The sequence below is a fragment of the Micromonospora sp. NPDC053740 genome (assembly GCF_040677775.1).
Classification (GTDB): domain Bacteria; phylum Actinomycetota; class Actinomycetes; order Mycobacteriales; family Micromonosporaceae; genus Micromonospora; species Micromonospora alfalfae.
The window spans coordinates 34254-50687 of the sequence record NZ_JBFASO010000012.1 but is presented as its reverse complement, the minus strand read 5'-3'; the positions used below and the strand labels follow the sequence as shown (position 1 = coordinate 50687).

At 71.2% G+C, this 16434-nt stretch carries 20 protein-coding genes and 1 riboswitch; of the genes, 11 read left to right on the top strand and 9 right to left on the bottom strand.

Annotation, left to right across the window (positions count from 1 at the left end; genetic code table 11):
- The first annotated feature begins 319 nt into the window (after positions 1-319).
- Positions 320-982 (top strand): C39 family peptidase, encoded by a 663-nt coding sequence (locus AB0K35_RS27355; protein ID WP_363888722.1) that lies wholly within the window; start codon positions 320-322, stop codon positions 980-982.
- A gap of 467 nt (positions 983-1449) precedes the next feature.
- On the opposite strand, the gene dusB is transcribed toward AB0K35_RS27355, so the two are convergent.
- The 4 genes from dusB to AB0K35_RS27335 form a co-directional block, all read right to left on the bottom strand.
- Positions 1450-2622, bottom strand: coding sequence for a tRNA dihydrouridine synthase DusB (dusB, locus tag AB0K35_RS27350; protein ID WP_308193532.1), 1173 nt, complete (start codon positions 2620-2622; stop codon positions 1450-1452).
- Positions 2623-2686: 64 nt separating this feature from the next.
- Complete coding sequence (locus AB0K35_RS27345; RefSeq protein WP_203124314.1) at positions 2687-4066, bottom strand: glycine--tRNA ligase; 1380 nt, start codon at positions 4064-4066, stop codon at positions 2687-2689.
- Positions 4067-4180: 114 nt separating this feature from the next.
- The gene (locus tag AB0K35_RS27340; RefSeq protein WP_091409679.1) at positions 4181-4660 is read right to left on the bottom strand and encodes a hypothetical protein; all 480 of its coding nucleotides are present in this window, start codon (positions 4658-4660) and stop codon (positions 4181-4183) included.
- Positions 4661-4684: 24 nt separating this feature from the next.
- The gene (locus AB0K35_RS27335) at positions 4685-5026 is read right to left on the bottom strand and encodes an antibiotic biosynthesis monooxygenase (protein WP_112589142.1); all 342 of its coding nucleotides are present in this window, start codon (positions 5024-5026) and stop codon (positions 4685-4687) included.
- 29 nt (positions 5027-5055) lie between these two features.
- On the opposite strand from AB0K35_RS27335, the gene AB0K35_RS27330 reads away from it, so the two are divergent.
- The 9 genes from AB0K35_RS27330 to AB0K35_RS27290 all read left to right on the top strand — a co-directional run bounded on the left by AB0K35_RS27330 (position 5056) and on the right by AB0K35_RS27290 (position 10297).
- Entirely contained in the window at positions 5056-5313 is a 258-nt protein-coding gene (locus tag AB0K35_RS27330; RefSeq protein WP_238670364.1) for a hypothetical protein, read from the top strand.
- A gap of 54 nt (positions 5314-5367) precedes the next feature.
- Positions 5368-6312 carry a metal ABC transporter substrate-binding protein gene (locus AB0K35_RS27325; RefSeq protein ID WP_238670365.1) on the top strand — a complete coding sequence of 315 codons (945 nt, stop codon included), beginning with the start codon at positions 5368-5370 and terminating at the stop codon, positions 6310-6312.
- Positions 6309-7070, top strand: a complete 762-nt coding sequence (locus AB0K35_RS27320) for a metal ABC transporter ATP-binding protein (RefSeq protein ID WP_238670366.1) — start codon at positions 6309-6311, stop codon at positions 7068-7070. Before AB0K35_RS27325 ends, AB0K35_RS27320 begins: the two co-directional genes overlap by 4 nt.
- 3 nt (positions 7071-7073) lie before the next feature.
- Positions 7074-7940, top strand: a complete 867-nt coding sequence (locus AB0K35_RS27315; protein WP_238670367.1) for a metal ABC transporter permease — start codon at positions 7074-7076, stop codon at positions 7938-7940.
- A 43-nt stretch (positions 7941-7983) separates the two neighbouring features.
- Positions 7984-8283 (top strand): metalloregulator ArsR/SmtB family transcription factor, encoded by a 300-nt coding sequence (locus AB0K35_RS27310; protein ID WP_030338189.1) that lies wholly within the window; start codon positions 7984-7986, stop codon positions 8281-8283.
- Positions 8280-8678 (top strand): Fur family transcriptional regulator, encoded by a 399-nt coding sequence (locus AB0K35_RS27305; RefSeq protein ID WP_210820118.1) that lies wholly within the window; start codon positions 8280-8282, stop codon positions 8676-8678. The genes AB0K35_RS27310 and AB0K35_RS27305 overlap by 4 nt, the downstream gene beginning before the upstream one ends.
- Before the next feature lie 13 nt (positions 8679-8691).
- A complete protein-coding gene (locus AB0K35_RS27300; protein WP_363888714.1) occupies positions 8692-9135 on the top strand; it encodes a GNAT family N-acetyltransferase in 444 nt (147 codons plus the stop codon).
- A 186-nt stretch (positions 9136-9321) separates the two neighbouring features.
- The gene (locus tag AB0K35_RS27295; protein WP_238670369.1) at positions 9322-9930 is read left to right on the top strand and encodes a hypothetical protein; all 609 of its coding nucleotides are present in this window, start codon (positions 9322-9324) and stop codon (positions 9928-9930) included.
- Between the two features lie 199 nt (positions 9931-10129).
- Positions 10130-10297: a hypothetical protein gene (locus AB0K35_RS27290; protein WP_167337361.1), complete on the top strand. Its 168-nt coding sequence runs from the start codon at positions 10130-10132 to the stop codon at positions 10295-10297.
- A gap of 93 nt (positions 10298-10390) precedes the next feature.
- On the opposite strand, the gene AB0K35_RS27285 is transcribed toward AB0K35_RS27290, so the two are convergent.
- The 5 genes from AB0K35_RS27285 to AB0K35_RS27265 form a co-directional block, all read right to left on the bottom strand.
- The gene (locus AB0K35_RS27285; RefSeq protein ID WP_363888711.1) at positions 10391-12388 is read right to left on the bottom strand and encodes an acyl-CoA dehydrogenase family protein; all 1998 of its coding nucleotides are present in this window, start codon (positions 12386-12388) and stop codon (positions 10391-10393) included.
- A 104-nt stretch (positions 12389-12492) separates the two neighbouring features.
- Positions 12493-12996, bottom strand: a complete 504-nt coding sequence (locus AB0K35_RS27280; protein ID WP_238670372.1) for a DUF6328 family protein — start codon at positions 12994-12996, stop codon at positions 12493-12495.
- Between the two features lie 139 nt (positions 12997-13135).
- Positions 13136-13885, bottom strand: a complete 750-nt coding sequence (locus tag AB0K35_RS27275; RefSeq protein ID WP_363888709.1) for an SIS domain-containing protein — start codon at positions 13883-13885, stop codon at positions 13136-13138.
- Positions 13882-14688: an AAC(3) family N-acetyltransferase gene (locus AB0K35_RS27270; RefSeq protein ID WP_363888707.1), complete on the bottom strand. Its 807-nt coding sequence runs from the start codon at positions 14686-14688 to the stop codon at positions 13882-13884. Before AB0K35_RS27270 ends, AB0K35_RS27275 begins: the two co-directional genes overlap by 4 nt.
- Before the next feature lie 29 nt (positions 14689-14717).
- Entirely contained in the window at positions 14718-15548 is an 831-nt protein-coding gene (locus tag AB0K35_RS27265) for an alpha/beta fold hydrolase (RefSeq protein WP_363888704.1), read from the bottom strand.
- 107 nt (positions 15549-15655) lie between these two features.
- A riboswitch (TPP riboswitch) is annotated at positions 15656-15760 on the top strand.
- A 74-nt stretch (positions 15761-15834) separates the two neighbouring features.
- On the opposite strand from AB0K35_RS27265, the gene AB0K35_RS27260 reads away from it, so the two are divergent.
- Positions 15835-16428, top strand: a complete 594-nt coding sequence (locus tag AB0K35_RS27260) for an ECF transporter S component (RefSeq protein WP_363888700.1) — start codon at positions 15835-15837, stop codon at positions 16426-16428.
- Positions 16429-16434 lie beyond the last annotated feature (6 nt).

Genomic DNA, 16434 nt, shown 5'->3' with positions numbered 1-16434 from the left:
CCCCGCCGGGAACACCCGGCCGGCCGCCCCGGTTACATCCCCCGCACAGCCGAGCACCACAACCGCCGGGCATGGCAGCCGCCGGGAACACCCGCCAGGCCGCCCCGGTTGCATCCCCGCACGGCCGAGCACCACAACGGCCGCCCCCCGCAGGTAGGCCAACCCCCGCGGGCAGGAATGACCTGCCACCGCGAACGGTTACACCCTGTCCCGACGCCGACCCCCTCGCTGCGGGTCGCCGGGCAAGAACTTCCCCCGCACCACCACCCACCCCCCGAGGTGGTGCGGGCACACCCCCGATGCAGAGGAGCACGCCATCATGCGTACCGATCTGATCCGTAAGACCACTCTGACCGCCGCCGGCCTCGCCTTCACCGCAGGCACCATCGCCGGCCCCGTCACCACCGCCTTCGCCGCACCCACCACCAAGCCGGCCACCCAAACCCAGACCGACCGCAAGGCCGGCCACGGCGAGCGGGAACTGGGCGTGCGCTACGAAGCCCAGCCGAACTTCTACTACTGCGGCCCCGCCGCCACCCGAAACGCCCTGAGTGTGCAGGGCAAGAACATCAACGTCGACGACATGGCCAAGGAAATGGGCACCACCGAAGCCGGCACCAACTCCATCAACGACATCACCCCCGTCCTGAACAAGGAAACCGGTAAGAACGACGCCTACCGGTCCGTGGAGATCAGCACCCCCGACGCTGACGCCAAGCAGACCGACACGCTGCGCGCCGACATCGTCAAGACCGTTGACGACGGTAGGGCCGTGGTCGCGAACATCGCCGGCACCAGCACCGACACCGACGGTGTGAGCCACTCCTACGAGGGCGGGCACTACATCAGCGTCGTCGGGTACCGCGACAACGGAGACACGGTGAAGATCGCCGACTCCGCCGACCCGAACACCGCCGCCTACTGGATCAGCGTCGAGCACCTCGCCGACTGGATCGCCACCCGCGGCTACGCCACCAGCTGACACCCACCCACACACACGCACACGCCGAAGGGCCGGACCCCCACCACGGGGCCCGGCCCTTCGGCGTGTGCGTGACACCGTCCAGACCACAGCAGGCCCACCCCGCTGGCTGTGTCACGGGTCCTATAGAGCTGATGTCGTAAACGAATCAGGGCCTGACCAGCCGAGCCGAGCGAGTCAGGGCCTGACCGACCGAGCCGAGCGAGTCAGGGCCTGACCGACCGAGCCGAGCAAATCAGGGCCCCGCCGACCGACCCGAACGAATCAGGGCCCCGCCGCCCCAGCCGAGCAAATCAGGGCCCCGCCGACCGAGCCCAACGAACCAGGGCCTGGTCGACCCAGCCGAGCGGGTGATTCGTTCACGACATCAGCTCGATAGGGCGCCGAACTCATATGACCAGCCTCGGCGCCAAGGCCGCCTTCGCAAGGGCTGTTCGCGGGGCGTCTCTGCTCGACCGGGCAGGGGCTCAGCCCCCGGAGTCGTCCATCTCGGCACCCTCGGGGACCGTGTCGTCGTCCCGGCTGGCCAGCCAGCCCTCGGGCAGGAAGACCTTGCCGGGCGAGTTGGTACGCCCGCGCGGCTGCCCGAGGGCGGTCACCGGGAACGGCTCCGCCGGGTCGAGTTTGCCGAGCAGGTCGTCGAGCTGAGCCAGGCTTTCGATCATCGCCAGCGAGCGCCGCAGCTCGCCGCCGACGGGGAAGCCCTTGAGGTACCAGGCGACGTGCTTGCGGAAGTCGGTGCAGCCGTCCCGTTCGCCGCGGGCCGGGTTGCGGGCACCGGCAGTGAACTGGTCGACCAGCAGCTCGGCGTGCCGGCGCATGGTCACCGCCACCTCGCCGAGGGTGGGCAGCCGCCGCTCCGGCCGACCGTTGAAGGCGGCCTCCAGGTCGGCGAAGAGCCACGGTCGGCCCAGACAGCCGCGCCCGATGACCACACCGTCGACACCGGTGTGGGCCACCATGCGCAGCGCGTCGTCGGCCTCCCAGATGTCGCCGTTGCCGAGCACCGGCACGTCGAGGGCCTGCTTCAGGGTGGCGATCGCGTCCCAGTCGGCGGTGCCCGAGTAGCGCTGCGAGGCCGTCCGCCCGTGCAGGGCCACCGCTGCCACGCCGGCGTCCTGGGCGGCGAGCCCGGCTTCGACGTACGTCAGGTGGTCGTCGTCGATGCCCTTGCGCATCTTGACGGTGACCGGCACGCCGGACGGTGACGCGGCGGCCACCGCGGCCCGCACGAGTCGCGCGAAGAGCCGACGCCGCCACGGCAGCGCCGCGCCACCGCCACGCCGGGTCACCTTGGGGACCGGGCAGCCGAAGTTGAGGTCGATGTGATCGGCCAGGTTGCGCTCGACGACGATCCGCACGGCGGCGGCGGTGATCTCCGGATCGGTGCCGTAGAGCTGGAGACTGCGGGGCTTCTCGTCGTCGCCGAACGCGATCATGCGCAGCGTCTTCGGGTTGCGCTCGACCAGCGCCCGGGTGGTGATCATTTCGCAGACGTAGATGCCGCCGCCCTGCTCGCGACAGAGCCGACGGAAGCCGATGTTGGTGATCCCAGCCATCGGCGCGAGCACGACCGGCGGCCACACCTGGTGCTGGCCAAGCGTCAGCGGGCGCAGCGCGGGCACGGTCGAGGCAGTCACGGGACAAGTGTACGGGGCCCCGACCGGCGCTCATCGCGTCGGCCGAGGCCCCGTGCGCAGAGTCTCAGCAGCCGGGGAGACGCTCGATCAGGTAGCGCTCGACCTGGTCCAGGGAGACGCGCTCCTGGGCCATGGTGTCCCGGTTGCGCACCGTCACCGCGTTGTCGTCCAGGGTGTCGAAGTCGACAGTGACGCAGAACGGGGTGCCGATCTCGTCCTGCCGGCGGTAGCGACGCCCGATCGCCTGCGAGTCGTCGAACTCCACCACCCAGCGCTTGCGCAGCAGCGTCGCGAGGTCCTTGGCCTTGGGCGACAGCGCCTCGTTGCGGGACAGCGGCAGCACCGCCACCTTGACCGGGGCGAGCCTCGGGTCGAACCGCATCACTGTGCGCTTGTCCACGCCGCCCTTGGTGTTCGGCGCCTCGTCCTCGTCGTACGCCTCCAACAGGAAGGCGAGCACCGCGCGGGTCAGACCCGCGGCCGGCTCGATGACGTACGGCATCCAGCGCTCACTCTTGCCCTGGTCGAAGTACGACAGGTCGACGCCGGAGTGCTTGCTGTGCGTGGAAAGGTCGAAGTCGGTGCGGTTGGCGACACCCTCAAGCTCGGCGAACTCGGTGCCACCGAACTGGAAGCGGTACTCGATGTCCACAGTCCGCTTCGAGTAGTGCGACAGCTTCTCCTTGGGGTGCTCGAACAGGCGCAGATTGTCCGCCGAGAGGCCGAGGTCGAGGTACCAGTTCCAGCGCTCCTGGAGCCAGTACTCGTGCCACTGCTCGTCGGTGCCCGGCTCGACGAAGAACTCCATCTCCATCTGCTCGAACTCGCGGGTCCGGAAGATGAAGTTGCCCGGGGTGATCTCGTTGCGGAACGACTTGCCGGTCTGCGCGATGCCGAACGGGGGCTTCTTGCGGGCGACCGTCTCGACGTTCTTGTAGTTGACGAAGATGCCCTGCGCGGTCTCCGGGCGCAGGTAGTGCAGCCCCTCGTCGCTCTCCACCGGGCCCAGGTAGGTCTTCATCAGGCCGTTGAACATCTTCGGCTCGGTGAAGGTGCCCTTGTTGCCGCAGTTGGGGCAGTTCAGCTCGGCCAGCGAGGTGAGCGGCTTGCCGTGCTTCTCGGCGTACGCCTCTTCCAGGTGGTCCGCCCGGAACCGCTTGTGACAGAACTGGCACTCGGTGAGCGGGTCGACGAACTCGGCGATGTGGCCGGACGCCTCCCACACCTTGCGGGACAGGATCACCGCGGAGTCCAGGCCGACGACGTCGTCGCGCTGCTGGACCATCGTCTTCCACCACTGCCGGCGGACGTTCTCCTTGAGCTCCACGCCGAGCGGACCGTAGTCCCACGCCGATCGGGTGCCTCCGTAGATCTCGCTGGAGGGGAAGACGAAGCCTCGGCGCTTGGCGAGGCTGACGACGGCGTCGATACGGTCGGCTGGCATGTTTCCTCCTACGCCGGCTGGCGGTCGGCGGGGGCGAGATGTGGATGGAACGGTCGGTTCGGGACAACGGTACGACCACCGTCGCCCCGAGCCCAGCAGAATACCGGGGACGGGTCAGCTGACCTCGCAGACCTCCACGCCGCCGGTCTGCCCGTCCTGGCCGAGGCTGACCTGTTGCCGCTCCCGGTCGCCACCGTCGAGTGTCACGTCGACCGGCACGGTCAGGTAGGTGGTGTCCACCTCGCCCACCCGGAACGCGGTCACCTGCGGTTCGGCGGCGGCGCGCCGCTCGAACTCCGGCCGGGACTCACGCCGCTGCGCGTCGTCGCAGAGCTGCTCGTACGCCCGCCCGTAGTTCCGTTCGACCAACGCCTGGTAGTAGTCGCCGGTCACGGTGCGGGCCTGTTCCCGGATCGCCTGGACTCCGCTGACGGCCAGGCCGACGACGGCCGTGCCACCCCCGCCGCAGCAGAGCACCACGGCGAGCGCGCCGACGCCGAGGCCGATCCAGAGCCGAGTCCGGCGACCCTCGGTGGGCGGCGCGGCGAACGGCGGAGCCACCCCGGGACCGGGTGGCGGGGCGGGTGCGGTCATAGGAGCAGCGTAGTGTCCGGCGGCTCAGCGGTAAGGACCCGCAGCCCGATCACTCTCGGCGACGACCACGGCCCCGCCGGGGGCGGCGGTGGCCAGCGCCTCGTAGGCGGAGGGCTCGTCGACGGACTCGGCGAGCAGCGGCACGGCGCTGACCTTGACCTCGAAGGCGCCGAGAGCCCGCCGGTACGTGCCGACCGACTCCCATTCGGTGACCAGTGACCAGTGCCGGGGGTCGTCCAGCGCCCGGACCAGTTGGCCGCGCAGGTAGCCGGGTCGGGCGGCCAGCGCGGTGAGGGCGGCGTGCGCCCGTTCGGTGAAGCCGTCGGCGGCATCGACGTCGACCACGAACCGGTTGGTCACCAGCACCGGGGGTTCCTCCTCGTAGAGTCTGTGGGATGCAGCGTACGCAGCGCCCTCTGCTCGCCCGGTTGGCCGGGGCGAACCCGACGTCGGTGTTCCTGCTCACCCTGGTGGTGGTGCTGGTGGCGTTCTTCACGCCCGGGGTGATCGGCGGGCTGCTCACGCTCGCGCTCGCCGGGGCCCTGATCGCCCTGTTGGCGACGACCTGGGCGGTTCAGGCGCCGCAGACCCGGCTGATCCGACTGGTGATGCTCACCCTGCTGGTGACTGTGGGCCTCGCGAAGCTCCTCTGACATGCAATCATGCGTTTTTGACAATCATTATCGTTGCCACGGACAGTTGACGACATGACCAACCGCTCCACGTACCGTGTCCTGGCCGCCGCGACCGCCCTCCTCGCCCTGGGCGCCGGGGCCGGCTGCTCCACCGGCGGCGCCGCCGGCGCCGACCCCCAGCGAGTCGACGTGGTGGCCGCGTTCTACCCCCTCCAGTTCCTGGCCGAACGGATCGGCGGCGACGCGGTCCGGGTCACCAACCTGGCCAAGCCCGGCGCCGAGCCGCACGACCTGGAACTCAACCCGAGCCAGGTCGGTCAGGTCAGCGACGCTGAGCTGATCGTCTACCTCAAGGGGTTCCAGCCGGCGGTGGACGACGCAGTGGCCCAGAACGGCGGCGACCGGGCGTTCGACGTGACCAGCGTGCAGCCGCTGTTGGACGCGTCCGCCGGCGGGCACGACCACGAGGGCGAGGAGGGGCATGCCGAGGAGAGCGGCGGCAAGGACCCACACGTCTGGCTCGACCCGACCCGGCTGGCCGGCATCGGCGACCAGCTCGCCCAGCGACTCGGCACTGCCGACCCGGACCACGCCGCCGACTACACCGCCAGGTCGGCCGCCCTGCGCGCCGACCTGACGACACTCGACGGCGAGTTCAAGCACGGTCTGGCGACCTGCCAGCGGCGGGAGATCGTGACCAGCCACGCCGCGTTCGGCTACCTTGCCGACCGCTACGAGCTGGACCAGGTCGGCATCACCGGGCTGAGCCCGGACGTCGAGCCCTCGCCGCAGCGCCTCGCGCACGTGATCGAGGAGGCCAAGGAACACCAGGCCACCACGATCTTCTTCGAGACCCTGGTCAGCCCGAAGGTCGCCGAGACCATCGCCGGTCAGGTCGGCGCGAAGACCGCCGTGCTCGACCCGATCGAAGGGCTCGCCGCCGACAGCAACGGGGACTACCTTTCGGTGATGCGCACCAACCTGCGGACCCTGCAGACGGCCTTGAGCTGCTCGTGACCTCACCTGTCATCACCGTCGAGCACGGGGTGGTCGGCTACGACGGCCGCCCCGTGCTCCGGGACATCTCGCTCACCGTGACAGCCGGCGAGGTGGTCGCGATCCTCGGCGCCAACGGCTCGGGCAAGTCCACCCTGATCCGCGCCGTGCTCGGGCTGGTGCCGATCAACGCCGGCTCGGTCACCCTCTTCGACAAGCCGTTGCGCCGGTTCCGGCAGTGGGCGCGCATCGGGTACGTCCCGCAACGCCTGGGTGCCGGCGGCGGCGTACCGGCGACCGTCCGGGAGGTGGTGGCCTCCGGCCGGCTGGCCCGTCGGGGGGTGCTGCGTCCGCCGGGTCGCGCCGACCGGTCCGCCGTCGACGCCGCGCTGGGCGCGGTCGGGCTTGCCGACCGGGCCGGTGACCCGGTGTCCACGCTCTCCGGCGGCCAGCAGCAGCGCACCCTGATCGCCCGCGCCCTGGCCGGCCAGCCGGAGCTGCTGGTTCTCGACGAGCCCACCGCCGGGGTGGACGCGGCCAGCCAGGAGGCGTTCGCCGGCGCGCTGCGCGACTTCGTCGGCGATGGCGGAACTGTGCTCCTCGTCGCCCACGAGCTGGGCCCGCTGCGACCGGTGATCAGCCGGGCCGTCGTCGTCCACGAGGGTCGCATCGCCCACGACGGCACGGTGCCGGACCCGGCCGGTCATCACGCGGAGCCCGACCACGACCACGTGCACCCGCACTGCTACGACGAGCCCGCCGGGCTGTGGAGCAACTGACCCATGGAACTCTTCCAGTACCCCTACATGCAGCGTGCCCTGATCGGCGCGCTGGTGATCGGCCTGGCCGCGCCGGCGCTCGGCATCTACCTGGTGCAGCGCCGGCTGGCGTTGATCGGCGATGGTGTGGGGCACGTGGCGCTGACCGGCGTTGGCGCGGGGTTGCTGCTCAACCGCTCGCCGGTGCTGGTCGCGGTGATCGCCGCCACCATCGGCGCGATCGCCATCGAGATCGTGCGGGCCCGTGGGCGTACCTCCGGTGACCTGGCTCTGGCCCTGCTCTTCTACGGCGGCATCGCCGGCGGCGTACTCCTGGTCGGCCTCTCCGACGCGACCAGCGCGAACCTCAACGCCTACCTGTTCGGGTCGCTGACCACCATCTCGCCCGCCGACCTGACCACCATCGCGGTGCTCGGCGCGGCGATCCTGGTCACGATGATCGCGTTGCGGCCGGCGCTCTTCGCGGTCAGTCACGACGAGGAGTACGCCCGGGTCTCCGGCCTGCCGGTCCGCACGCTGAACCTGCTGATCGCTGTCGCCACAGCTGTCACAGTGACCATCGCCATGCGGGCCGTCGGCGTGCTGCTGATCAGCGCGTTGATGGTGGTGCCGGTCGCCACCGCCCAGCAGGTAACCCGGGGCTTCCGCAGCACGATGGCCGCAGCGATGGCGCTCGGCCTCTTCGCCGCCGGCTCGGGTGTCTGGGTCGCGGCCACGGCGGACACCGCGCCGGGCGCCTCGGTGGTGCTGGTGGCGATCGCCTCGTTCCTGGTGGTGGCAGTGGCCGGCGCCGTCTGGCGGGTCGTGCGCCGCCGGACGACGCCGACCGCCGCACCGACACCGGAACCGCACGAGGTCGTGCTGAGCTGAGCCTGGTCAGCGCGACGTCGGTGGTATTGGTTACCGTTGCAGGATGACCAGCGCGACGGGCTACGACGGGTTCGACGGGGCCAGCGAGTTGCTCCGCGCCCTGTCCGCTCCCATTCGGCTGGCCATCGTCAGCGAGCTGGCCGGCGGCGAGCGGTGCGTGCACGAGTTGGTGGAGAAGCTCGGCGCGGCGCAACCACTGGTCTCCCAGCACCTGCGGGTGTTGCGCGGAGCAGGTGTGGTGCGCGGCTCCCGCCGAGGCCGGGAAATCGCCTACAGCCTGGTCGACGAGCACGTCGCGCACATCGTGGCGGACGCGGTCAGCCACGCCGGGGAGGGATCATGACCGAGAGCAGCGCCGCGGTGCGCAACACCCGGCAGCGTTCGGCGGTGAGCGCGCTGCTGGGCGAGATGGAGGGCTTCCACAGCGCACAGGACCTGCACGCGATGCTGCGGCAGCGAGGCGAGCGGGTCGGCCTGACCACCGTCTACCGCACCCTCCAGGGCCTCGCCGACGCCGGTGAGATCGACGTGATGCGCCCGCCGGGCGGCGAGCACCTCTACCGCCGGTGCAGCGAGGGGCACCACCACCACCTGGTCTGCCGGGTGTGCGGGCGGACTGTCGAGGTTGCCGGCCCGGCCGTGGAGAGCTGGGCCGATCGGGTCGCCGCGCAGCACGGCTACGCCGACGTCAGCCACACCCTGGAGATCTTCGGCACCTGCCCGACCTGCGTCCGCTGACTAACCTGTCCGCGTGACAGATCTTCAGTTCGTGCGGGTCCACCCGGTGGGCAGCGAAGCGACAGCGCTCGACTGGCAACACATCCACAATCTGATCATCCCCACCGACCCGCTGTCGGCAGACGAGATCGCCGTCCGCGCTCAGCGGAACATCCTGGAGGTCGCGTACGTCGGCGGGGTGCCGGTGGGCTGCTCGACGGTGCGACCCCCGACGTCCGAGCCGGCGACCGTGATCGCGCGAGTGCTGCCCGAGAAGCGTCGCCAGGGCTTCGGGGCGCAGATCTACCAGCGCGGGCTGGCCCAGGCCCGGGAGCTGGGCGCGCAGGTCGTCCACACCGTCGTCCTGGCGTCCAACGACGACGGCCTCCGCTTCGCCCGCCACCAGGGCTTCGTCGAGATCGACCGGTACGTCCTGCCGGGCGGCACCATCGCGTTCGTGGACCTGCGGCTCGCCTGATCCACGACTCGTTCGCCACGGCCACCACCGCGTCGGTCGTCGCGGCGTGGTCGGTGCCCCGGCCGGCACGGCCCTCGCGCGGTCCTGCCCGCGCGCGACACCGCCGGCGATCGCCCCGCCGGCGGTGCCACCCGGCCGCCGATCGACGGGTGCCGGGGCGTCGTCGTTCGTGGCACGCTGACCGGCGTGAAAATCTATGCCGATCGGTTCCCGACCGCCGCCCGCCAGTTGCTCACCGACCTGCTCGTCGTCGCCTGGGTGTACGCGGCGATCCGGGGCGCGCTGTGGCTGCACGACCTGGTGCAGAAGCTCGCCGTACCGGGGCAGAAGTTGGAGGGCGCCGGCAGTGGCCTCGCCGACAACCTCGCCGACGCCGGCAGCAAGGTCCGCCGGGTGCCGCTGGTCGGTGACGAGCTGACCGCGCCGTTCCGGCAGGCCGCCGACGCCGCCCGAGGGCTCGCCGACGCCGGCCGCGACCAGCAGCACCTGGTCGACCAGCTCGCGCTCGCCCTCGCCATCGCGGTGCTGATCTTCCCGCTCGGCATCGTGCTGTTCGGTTGGCTGCCGCTGCGGGTCCGTTGGATGCGCCGGGCCGGATCGGCGACGAAGCTGGCCGCCGGCCCAGCCGGCCGGGATCTGCTCGCCCTGCGCGCGCTGGCCACCCAACCACTGGGCAAACTGACCCGGATCGGCCCGGACGTCGCCGAGTCGTGGCGGCGCGGCGACGACGCGACAGTCGACGCCCTGGCCGCCTTGGAGCTGCGCCAACTCGGCCTACGCGGCCGCAACCGCTGACGTCGCCCCAAGTGTGGCCCGCTCGCGGAGCAGGACCGTTCAGCCCCGTCGATCAAGGAGTTGTGGTGCCTGGTTTGACATTCAACGAGGGCTTTGTCACCCACCACAGCTCCATGATCGACGGAGCAGGGTGAGTTGACGGACGGCCGCTCCGCCGGGCGAAGGTCCAGCCTGACGGCGATGTCGTTAAGGTCGTCGGGTGTTCTACTTCCTCGTCGTCATCGCCGTCCTGCTGCTCGGCTACGCCGCCGTCCTGGTCTCCTTCGTACGCCGGGGCAAGAAGATCCCACCCGCGGCCTACCTGGCGCTGGCCGGGCTCAATGGCCTGATCCTGGCCGGAGTGTTGGCCTGGGCGGTCTCCCGCTGACCCGCGCCGTCGGCCCGTACGACGGCCGACCCGCACCCAGGCCAGCCCGCACGCAGGCCGGGCCGACCCGCGCCAAGGCCGGCCGGTGCGGGTTTACGGCCTTGGGGGGATGCGGCGGCGGACGTCCTCGGAGGTTGACGGGCCGGGCGACCAGCGGGCCACCCAGGGCAGCTCCTCGGACGGGGTGAGCACGCCCTCCTCCAGGCCGGCGTAACGGCCGGCGAGGATGCGCTTCGCGGCGGCGGTGTCGACCGAGTCGGTGTTGTCCCAGAGTGCGGCGAACAGGGCGTCCACCCGCACCCGCGCCTGCCGGCAGAACAGGTCGGCCAGCTCGACGTTCTCCGGGCGGCTGTCCCGTTCGGCGGAGGCCCGGACGCAGACCGCGGACATCGCGAACAACTCGGCGCCGATGTCCACAACCCGGCCGAGGAACGCCTGCTTACGCTCCATCTTTCCCTGCCAGCGGGACATCGCGTAGAACGTCGACCGGGCCAGCTTGCGCGACGAACGCTCCACCTGGCGCAGGTGCGCGGCGAGCGGGCCGAACTCGGCGTACGCCGAGGGGCTCTGCCCCCGGCCGACGGCGAGGGTGGGCAGCCACTTCGCGTAGAAGGCACCGGCTCGCGCGCCGGCTCGGGCCTTGCGGCCCAGCCCCGCGTCCGGGTCGATGATGTCGCCGGCCACCGACAGGTGGGCGTCAACCGCCTCCCGCGCGATCAGCAGGTGCATGATCTCGGTGGAGCCCTCGAAGATCCGGTTGATCCGCAGGTCGCGGAGCATCTGCTCGACGGCGGCCGGGCGTTCGCCGCGGGCGGCCAACGAGTCGGCAGTCTCGTAGCCGCGCCCGCCCCGGATCTGGATCAGCTCGTCGGCGATCTTCCAGGCCATCTCGCTGGCGTACAGCTTGACCAGTGCCGCCTCGATCCGGATGTCGTTGCGGTCGTCGTCGGCGAGCAGGCAGCAGAGGTCGAGCATCGTCTCCATGCCGTACGTGGTGGCGGCGATGAAGGAGAGTTTCTGAGCGACCGCCTCGTGCTCGCCCACCGGGCGTCCCCACTGGACCCGGTCGGCGGCCCATCCTCGGGCCACGTTCAACGCCCACTTGCCGGCGCCCACGCACATGGCCGGCAGGGAGAGCCGGCCGGTGTTCAGAGTGGTCAGGGCGATCTTCAGCCCCTTGCCCTCGCCGCCGATGACGTTCTCGGCGGGGACGATCACGTCGTGGAACCGGGTCAGGCTGTTCTCCAGGCCGCGCAGGCCGATGAACTCGTTGCGCCGCTCGACGGTGATGCCGGGGCTGTCGCCGTCCACCACGAAGGCGGTGATGCCGCCCCGACGTCCCTCGGTGGCCGGCACCCGGGCCATCACCACCAGCAGGGTGGCCACGATGCCGTTGGTGGCCCAGAGCTTCACCCCGTTGAGCCGGTAACCGGTGCCGTCCTCGGTCGGCTCCGCGATGGTGGCCAGCCGGGCCGGGTCGGAGCCGACGTCCGGTTCGGTGAGCAGGAACGCGGACACCTCGCCGGCGGCGAGCCGGGGCAGGAAGCGTTGCTTCTGCTCGGCGGTGCCGAACATCTTCAGTGGCTGCGGCACCCCGATCGACTGGTGCGCCGAGAGCAGCGCGCCGATGGCCGGGCTGACCGAGCCGGCCAGCATGAGCGCCCGGCAGTAGTGCAGGTTGCTCAGCCCGAGCCCGCCGTACTTCCGGTCGATCTTCATGCCGAACGCGCCGAGGTCGGCCAGACCGTGGAACACCGAGTCGGGTATCGATGCGTCCCGTTCGATGGCCGCGCCGTCCACCTCGGAGGTCAGGAAGGCGCGGAACCGACCAAGGAACTCCTCCGCGCGGGCCACGTCGTCCGGGTCGGATCGGGGCCACGGGTCGATCAGGTCGAGCCGGAACCGACCGAGGAACAGCTCCTTGCCGAAGCTGGGGCGGTCCCAGGTGGACTCCCGGGCGGCCTCGGCGACCTGCCGGGCCTCCTTCTCGGTGACCTGCCCGGCTTCCGCAGGCAGCGGCGCGGCGGCACCGGCGGTGGTTTCGGAGTCGGGGCCGTCCGGTGCCGGTCGGCCATCCTGCGTCGTGGTCACGGCTGCCCCCTCGAAGCTCGGTGCGGCTGCGTCGACGTGCGCGACTACCGCCACGCTACCCCCGGTTGTTACCCAGGGGTAGCGCTGCGTGAAGATCGGAGCGGTCAGCGACCGATGGTGGTGTCCGGATCGTCGTCATCGTCGTCGATGTCGTCCTCACCCCAGTTGCGTCGGGCGAACGGCAGGGCCACCCAGAACGTGAGGAACCAGATTCCAGCCAGGGCGCTGAGCACGAAGGCGATCGGCCGGTCCAACACGAAGTCGGTGATCAGCAGCACCGCGCTGACCATCGCGACCAGCATGAAGGCGAGGCCGCCGGTGGCCATCCGGTGCGCGAAGCGGACCAGTTCCGGTTTGCGCCCCTGCCGGAACAGCGCCCGGTGGAACGCCACCGGCGAGATGATCAGCGCGGTGGCGGCGGCCGCCGCGAGCAACGCCACTATGTAAACGTCGCGTTGGAACTCGGTGGTCTCGGTGAACCCGTTACTGAACGGCAGGGTGAGCAGGAAGGCGAAGAGGATCTGCACACCGGTCTGGGCGACCCGTAACTCCTGCAGCAGGTCGGCGAAGTTGCGCTGCCAGCGCTGCTTGTCGGTCTCCTTGGACACGCGCTACCTCCGGTGAGACGCTACTGCCGGCGGTCCCGGCCGCCGGCAGCAACGCCAATGCCCCACCCGACCGAGCGCGAAACAGGTTCACGACATCTGCCGTTCATCTCGGCGACGCAGGTCGACCGCCAGCGCCGTGTCAGGACCCGCGTCGGATCCGGCCCGCGTACCGAGCTTCCAGCTCGTTGTTGTGCGCATCGCCGTCGGGGATGTTCGCCGACAGGTAGACCGGGGGACGCTCCCCCGCCGCCAGCAACCGCGCCACCACCTCCACTGTCACCTGCTGCGCCAGCAGCGCCGCGGTGATCGAGGAGACCGCGCCGACCGCGCCGCCGCCGGGCAGGGGCAGCGTCCCGTCGCCGTACGGAGCGCCGTTGTCGAGCACCACGTCGGCGAGGTCGCTCAGCTTGCGCCCGGACGGGTGCCGGGAGGTCATCCGGCCGGAGTGCTGCGCCGAGGTGATCGCCACCAACCCGTGGCCGTGCTCCTTCACCAGCGTGGCGAACTCCACCATCGCGCCGTTGACCCCGGAGTTCGAGGCGAGCACGAAGACATCTGTGGGACGCACCGGGGCCAGCTCGTAGAGGCGGTGCGCGACGGCCGGGTCCCGTTCCAGCAGCGGACCGAGTCGGTCGGCCGGTTCGCCACCCAGCAGCACCAGATCGCGTAGCGCGATCCGGTTGGTCGGCACCAGACCGCCGGCCCGTCCGGCGATCTCCATGGCGAGGGCCTCCGAGTGCCCGGTGCCGAACGCGTGCACCACGCCGTCGGCTCGGACGGCCTCGGCGATCAGGTCGGCGGCCCGCCCCACCGCCTCCCGCTGACTGGCGGCCACCCGGCCGATCGTCTCGGTCACCACGGCCAGGTAGTCCTCGGCACTCACCGTCATACGTCCTCCGTCGTTCGATTACGGGCCAGCCAGCGAACCGCGAAGTCGACAGCCGCCCGCTGGCGCATCAACCTGCCGGTCCCGGTGCCGACCGGTGCGGTGCGTACCGCTCCGGTGGCCTCCAGGTCCCCGCCCAACGCGGCGAAGTCGTCCGCGTCGAGTCGTACGTCCTGCCACCACGCCCAGTCCCGACCACCGTCGGCGGTACGCACCGCGGCACCGATCCGCTGCCGGGGCGCGCCGGGGCGGCGGTACTCGGCAAGGTGCAGTGAGGTGCTCACCGAGTGGTCCACGCCGAGCAGCAACACGTCGGCGTCGAGGTCGTAGAGGCGGGCCAGCGGGGAGCCCTCACCGAGCATGTCCACCAGAGTGTGCCCGGCGACCACCTGCTCGGCGGCCGGGCCGAGCGCGGCGAACGACACGTGCGGATGGGAGCTGCGCAGCGCGCCGGGCCAGCCGCGGACCGTCTCGGCGAGCGCGCCCATGAACCGGCTCGGGGTGACCGCCGGGTCGAAACCCGGCATCTCCGAGCGGATCAGCGGCCACCAGCCCGCCGGCACCGGCGGGTTGCGCCACTGCGCGGGGTCGCTGTTGTCGGGCGTGTGGGTGGGCACGACGACCGTGCCGTCCGGGCCGAGCGCGTCGCGCAGGGCGAGCACCACCGCGTGCGGACCGCCGCTGACGAAGCCCAGCGAACGCAGCGAGGCGTGCACCAGCAGCGTCGCGCCGGGGCGTACGCCAAGCACACGCAGCTGCGCGGCGATCGAGCGACGGCTACCCGGCCCGCTGGCGTCCGTCGTCACGTTGGCTCTCCCTCGCGGACCCGCACGGCTCAGGCCGTCCCGCCCGCTCGGGCCAGGATCGCCTCGGCGAGCGGGGCCGGCGCCGCGTCCGGGATCCAGTGACTCACCCCGGGAAGCTGCACGAACCGGTAGTCGCCTGTGACGTTCTGCGCGCACGCCTCGGCGGCGGTCCGGCCGATGGCGACGTCCCGGTCACTCCAGACGTACGTGGTGGGCACCGCGACCGGGCCGACGCCGGCCAGGTCGGCGCGGGACATCGCCCGGTACCAGTTCAGCGCTGACGTGAGCGCGCCCGGCTCACGCATCGGGTCGGCGTACCGGTTCACCCGGGACGTGTCGCCCACCCCGCCGAGCAGCTTGCGCAGCGCGGTGGCATGCCACGCCAGCAGCACTTTCTCGGCCTTCTCGGGCTTGCGGAACAGCGCGATGTACGACGAGCGGGCCTTCTGTTGGGCGTCGGTGCTCAGGGCGTGCGCCATGGCCGCCGGATGCGGTACGGACACCGCGGTCAGCGTGTTGACCCGCTCGGGGTGCCGGGCGGCAACCGCCCAGGCCACTACCGCGCCCCAGTCGTGGCCGACCAGGTGCACGGCGTCCAGTCCGAGCGCGTCGAGCACCGCCACCGCGTCGGTGACCAGTTCAGGGATCCGGTAGTCGGCCACCGCCGTGGGCCGGGCGCCGGGTGAGTAACCGCGCTGGTCCAGCGCGTACGTGCGCAGCCCACCGGCGTGCAGCGCCGGCACCACGTCGTCCCACTCGCCGCTGTGCTGAGGGAAACCGTGCAGCAGCAGGACGGGTACGCCGTCCGTCGGACCGCCGACGGTCACCTCGAACGTGAAGCCTCGCGCGTCAACCCGCATGATCGGAAGCGTACCCAGCCGGCGGTCGGCGGGTCGCTCCCGCAGGTCAGGCGGATGCCCTGCTGGGCCCGCGACGGTGGTCGGTGTTAGCGTCAGCGAGACAACTTCATATCCGACAGGGGAGCGCACAGCGCTGAGAGTGCGGGCACGCCCGCAGACCCTCGAACCTGATCTGGGTAATGCCAGCGCAGGGAGTTCGGTCGACCTCCAGCCGCGCCGCAGTCCGGTGCCACCGGACGCGGCGTGCGTCTTCTCCTGGTTCGCACTCACGAACTGGGAGCAACACATGACATCCACCACCGACACACACCGTTGGCGCACCATCGACATCGTGGTCGCCTCGGTGATCGCTGTCGCCTTCGGCGTCATCTTCTGGGCCTGGGGTCTGGTCTGGAGCGCCACCGAGGGCGCGTTCGCCTTCTTCCCGCCGGCGCAGACGCTGCTCTACGGCGTCTGGCTGATGCCGGCGGTGATCGGCGGGCTGGTCATCCGCAAGCCCGGCGCCGCGCTCTACTGCGAAACCGTGGCCGCTGTCCTGTCCGCGCTGCTGGGCAGCCAGTGGGCCGGCACGGTGATCCCGCAGGGAATCGTGCAGGGCATCGGCGCCGAACTGGCCTTCGCCGCCTTCCGGTACCGGTCGTTCCGGCTGCCGACCGCGGTGTTCGCGGGCGCGCTGACCGGGCTCAGCGCCGCGTTGTTCGACTTCTTCGTCTGGAACGTCGACTACGCGCTGACCGACTACCGCATCCCGTACGCGCTGCTCACCATCGTCAGCGCCACAGTGATCGCCGGCCTGGGTGGCTGGCTGCTGACGAACGCCCTGGCCAACACCGGCGTCCTGGACCGTTTCCCCGCAGGCCGAAACCGAGCCCTGGTCTAACCCCCC

Coding starts and splice junctions, on each gene's coding strand:
- AB0K35_RS27355 (WP_363888722.1), top strand. CDS start 320: ATGCGTACCGATCTGATCCGTAAGACCACTCTGACCGCCGCCGGCCTC.
- AB0K35_RS27345 (WP_203124314.1), bottom strand. CDS start 4,066: ATGCCAGCCGACCGTATCGACGCCGTCGTCAGCCTCGCCAAGCGCCGA.
- AB0K35_RS27340 (WP_091409679.1), bottom strand. CDS start 4,660: ATGACCGCACCCGCCCCGCCACCCGGTCCCGGGGTGGCTCCGCCGTTC.
- AB0K35_RS27330 (WP_238670364.1), top strand. CDS start 5,056: ATGCAGCGTACGCAGCGCCCTCTGCTCGCCCGGTTGGCCGGGGCGAAC.
- AB0K35_RS27325 (WP_238670365.1), top strand. CDS start 5,368: ATGACCAACCGCTCCACGTACCGTGTCCTGGCCGCCGCGACCGCCCTC.
- AB0K35_RS27315 (WP_238670367.1), top strand. CDS start 7,074: ATGGAACTCTTCCAGTACCCCTACATGCAGCGTGCCCTGATCGGCGCG.
- AB0K35_RS27310 (WP_030338189.1), top strand. CDS start 7,984: ATGACCAGCGCGACGGGCTACGACGGGTTCGACGGGGCCAGCGAGTTG.
- AB0K35_RS27305 (WP_210820118.1), top strand. CDS start 8,280: ATGACCGAGAGCAGCGCCGCGGTGCGCAACACCCGGCAGCGTTCGGCG.
- AB0K35_RS27275 (WP_363888709.1), bottom strand. CDS start 13,885: ATGACGGTGAGTGCCGAGGACTACCTGGCCGTGGTGACCGAGACGATC.
- AB0K35_RS27265 (WP_363888704.1), bottom strand. CDS start 15,548: ATGCGGGTTGACGCGCGAGGCTTCACGTTCGAGGTGACCGTCGGCGGT.
- AB0K35_RS27260 (WP_363888700.1), top strand. CDS start 15,835: ATGACATCCACCACCGACACACACCGTTGGCGCACCATCGACATCGTG.